The organism is Aerococcus sp. L_32, from assembly GCF_050689315.1.
The window spans coordinates 1-3,789 of sequence record NZ_JBOEQF010000204.1 but is presented as its reverse complement, the minus strand read 5'-3'; the positions used below and the strand labels follow the sequence as shown (position 1 = coordinate 3,789).

4 protein-coding genes and 1 pseudogene are annotated in these 3,789 nt (G+C 40.6%); 2 read left to right on the top strand and 3 right to left on the bottom strand.

What is annotated here, in order from left to right:
* Both ACRCJ0_RS10425 and gorA read left to right on the top strand, forming a co-directional pair.
* Positions 1 to 202, top strand: a pseudogene (locus ACRCJ0_RS10425) (dihydrolipoamide dehydrogenase); the annotation flags it as partial.
* Positions 181 to 1,533, top strand: coding sequence for a glutathione-disulfide reductase (gene gorA / locus ACRCJ0_RS10420; RefSeq protein WP_431390395.1), 1,353 nt, complete (start codon positions 181 to 183; stop codon positions 1,531 to 1,533). The pseudogene ACRCJ0_RS10425 and the gene gorA, both read left to right, overlap by 22 nt.
* 116 nt (positions 1,534 to 1,649) lie before the next feature.
* Here the strand turns inward: gorA and ACRCJ0_RS10415 are convergent, their stop codons facing one another.
* The 3 genes from ACRCJ0_RS10415 to ACRCJ0_RS10405 all read right to left on the bottom strand — a co-directional run.
* A complete protein-coding gene (locus tag ACRCJ0_RS10415) occupies positions 1,650 to 1,997 on the bottom strand; it encodes a hypothetical protein (RefSeq protein ID WP_016897042.1) in 348 nt (115 codons plus the stop codon).
* Positions 1,975 to 3,288 (bottom strand): DUF1576 domain-containing protein, encoded by a 1,314-nt coding sequence (locus ACRCJ0_RS10410; RefSeq protein WP_431390394.1) that lies wholly within the window; start codon positions 3,286 to 3,288, stop codon positions 1,975 to 1,977. Before ACRCJ0_RS10410 ends, ACRCJ0_RS10415 begins: the two co-directional genes overlap by 23 nt.
* A gap of 203 nt (positions 3,289 to 3,491) precedes the next feature.
* The coding region (locus tag ACRCJ0_RS10405; protein WP_431390393.1) for a cation transporting ATPase C-terminal domain-containing protein at positions 3,492 to 3,789 on the bottom strand (298 nt) is incomplete at its 5' end.

Here is a 3,789-nt window from a genome sequence, read left to right as displayed (position 1 = left end):
AGAGCCGATCCAAGCAACGACAATAGAGCCGTCTACTGACGAAATAATAAATGAAGTGGACGATTTTACGAAAGATATTGTGATTGAAACCAATCAAGCGAGAAAAATCTTTTTAAAACGACAAGCTAAAGAAGCTGAAGAACGTAAGAAAAAACAAATTTTTGGAAAAGAGTGGGATGAATGGAAAGATATGATTATATAAGTATCGGCGGTGGGAGTGCTGGTATCGCATCAGCAAACCGTGCCGCTGAATATGGGGCTAAAGCTTTAATTATCGAGAAAAGAGATGTTGGCGGTACCTGTGTAAATAGAGGTTGTGTACCTAAGAAGATTTCTTGGCATGGCACGATGCTCAGAGACCAGATCAACGAGTACGGTTCTGCATATGGCCTAAACTTCACTGAAGAAGGTCCAGTTGACTACCCTGTATTAAAAGCCAATAGAGATGCTTATATTGACCGCATTCACGGTGGTTATGCATCTGGTTTTAAATCTCGTGGGACCCATTATTTAGCGGGTGAAGCGAAATTTATCGACAACCACATAGTAGAGGTTGACGGCGTTCAATATACAGCGCCACATATCGCCATCGTTCCAGGTGGCCGTCCACGTTTAATTGACCTACCGGGTATTGATTTAGTAGATACTTCTGACGACTTTTTCGAATGGGAAACTTTACCAGAAAGCGTCTTAATCATTGGTGCAGGTTATGTGGCAACCGAATTTGCGGGCGTATTAAATGGCCTAGGTGTCAAAACAAGCCAAGCTGTTCGACATGACCGTCCTTTAAGAGGATACGATCAAGCAATTATCGAAGTCTTAGTTGATGAAATGAAGAAAACGGGCATTGAATTGCTGACTGAAAGCGATCCTGAATCCATTGAACAATTAGCTGATGGTTCACTTCGCGTAAACTTTAAAAATGGCCAACATGCTGACGCTGAAAAAGTGATTTACGCCATCGGACGTACACCAAATACAGATAATATCGGTTTGGAAAATACAGATGTTAAATTAACAAAATCAGGCCACATCAAAGTGGATGACTACCATAATACCAATGTGGAAGGCTTATATGCCTTTGGTGACGTTATAGGTAAAGTTGAATTAACACCGGTAGCCATTATGGCGGGTAGAACCTTATCGGATACCATTTTTAATGGTGCTGACCCGTACTTATTAGACTATGACACAGTACCAACTGTCATCTTTACCCATCCAGCAATCGGGGCGATTGGTTATTCAGAAGAGGCAGCTAAAGAAAAATTTGGTGCGGACAAGGTGAAAGTGTATACTTCAAACTTCACGCCAATGTATTCAGCAGTTTCAGAAAATCGACAACCAGCACGGTTTAAATTGATTACCCAAGGCGACGATGAAGTGGTTGTTGGTGTTCATGGGATTGGTTATGCTGTAGAAGAAATGATGCAAGGTTTTGCGGTTGGTGTTCGTTTAGGATTAACCAAGAAACAATTCGACCAAACAATTGCCATCCATCCAACAGGCGCAGAAGAATTCGTCACCATGCGCTAAATTTAATAGCATACAAAAAAAGCGTCCATCGGGGATCAAAAATCCTAATGGACGCTTTTCGTATGGATGTAAATAAATATAGATGCAAATATATTCATTTTCCTTGATTTAATTTTTTAGTGATATACGCGCTCTATATAGATTAGAAAGCCGGTCTCAGTTACGTCAAAGGTAACGTAGTCGATGGCTGCCGCTAAGATTTCTGTATTAAAAGTATCGTTTCGAATACCTAGTAAGTCTTCGTAATAATATTCAATTTCAGGCTGTCTTCTCGCATTCAAATCATCTAGCTGGTCGATGAATGATTGGGGTAGGTCAGCTTTTTTGCCATCGAACTTAATCACTGAAGTGGATTGTTTATCTGTCGCGATACATAGATCCATCTGATATTTGTTAATATTATATTCATCAAACAGGTTCATGAATTCCGACACTATTCGGTTAACTTTTGCGTATTCTCTCATGTTCTTCAATTCTCTCCTTAATGACATCTAGAATAGGGATTAAAAAGGCAGCGACAAACCCGCCAGAAAAGCCATTATTATAAAGGTTTAACCCGGCATGGGCATGACCCGTATTATTGACAACAGCAGCGTGTAGGGCACCAGCAATTAAGCCCGCGCCCCAACCGTAATGTCCGGCAATTGGCGCTAGGGTGGTACCGAATAGGGCTGCAAGTAATGCGCTCGTAGAATTCGGATTGTCGATATGCATGGCAATTTGCATCAAGTAAATCCCCGCCATAATCGGTATTACATTGAAAGGGTGCTTACCAAAAGCTGCAAAGCCTATAACAGTCAACACGCCCCCTACAACAGCCCCCTCCAACTGACCGCCGACAACGTGGACATAGGCAATGGTAATCCCGCCAAGAATCCCCATATTCATCAGGGTAATCGAGGTACCAAATTCAATCACAAAATCCGAAATTAGTTGCCCAGAGGACCGTCGTATTTTCGTGAAGCCTTTAAATGAGTAATCATTCAGAACGAATCCAGCTAAAAATAGGATAAGTGAGAAAATGATGAAAAACCAGGTAACAATAGGACTAGAAAATTGCTTGGGTTGGATATCATAAGTCACTGGAAGTTCAAACACCCGCATGATGGACGTAATAATCAGCCCAATAACCCCAGCGGTGAAGCCAATATTGTACAAGTTGAACCCCTGATGGAACCGTAAGAATGACGCTGAAACAGGATGGATGACAAATCCAATCACCACTCCAGCTAAAATCCCAATAGGCATCCCCACATAAATAGGTAAGCCTTGGCCGAAAGTGATTAATGAAACCACAGGGCTTAAGGCAGATGAAAAAAGAGCACCTAAAAGTAAGTTGGCAATCGGTGTATCTGAATATTTACTGTAAAGGTAGGTGCCGATTAGGAAGGGTATTGAATTGTAGAGGTTCTTTCCGAAGAAAGAAAATCCCATAACCGTTAATACCGCTGCTAAGATTGGCCCAGTAATTTTAGGCGCAGTCCGGTGGACAAAAAAAGTATTGGCCAAAGTTAAGGTCCCCACATTAACAAAGGTTGCCCCAATACCGCCTACTTCAAAGTAGTCAGTGATAAGATTACTTGGCGACAAAAGGATGGTCCAATAGCCCGTAATCAGCGAATTTGGGGCTTGGACACTTAGCCCAAAAAGGATAAATACTGTGGCAACTGTATAGAAAAACAAAGGTTTGATTTCTGTTTTCCCGAAGAATAGATCTATAAAACGATGTACTTGTCTATTGATTGTTATACCCATTAAAAACCGCCTCAATTTAGAGAATAGAATAAATTTATTTGTATTTTAATATTAGCAAGAACAAGAGGGGTAAACAAGAAAAAGATGCAAGGATAGGAAGATTAGGTGACAAAATTTTGGGTATAAGAAAAGAGCTGAGAACGAAGTTCACAGCTCCTTTGTAACTATCACTAGTTATGATTATGGTATCGAAATCTAATTAATTATTTGTTTAATTCTGACCCCGCATCAAATTTTTCATCCCAACCAGTAGCACGGATAATAAATTTACCGATTTCTACGTAAAGTACTACAGAAGCAGCAGCTAATAGAACTACAGTCCACATTTCCATAGCCATTGGGTCACCTAACAAGTGAACAGTACCGAAGGCGTCGTTTAGACCAGGTACGAATACAGTAATTAACATCAATACTGTTGAAGCTAATACTGCGATGTTTAACCACTTGTTGTCGAATGGATTTGAAGCGAATAGTGACTTGAATACTGACTTAGAGTTGTAA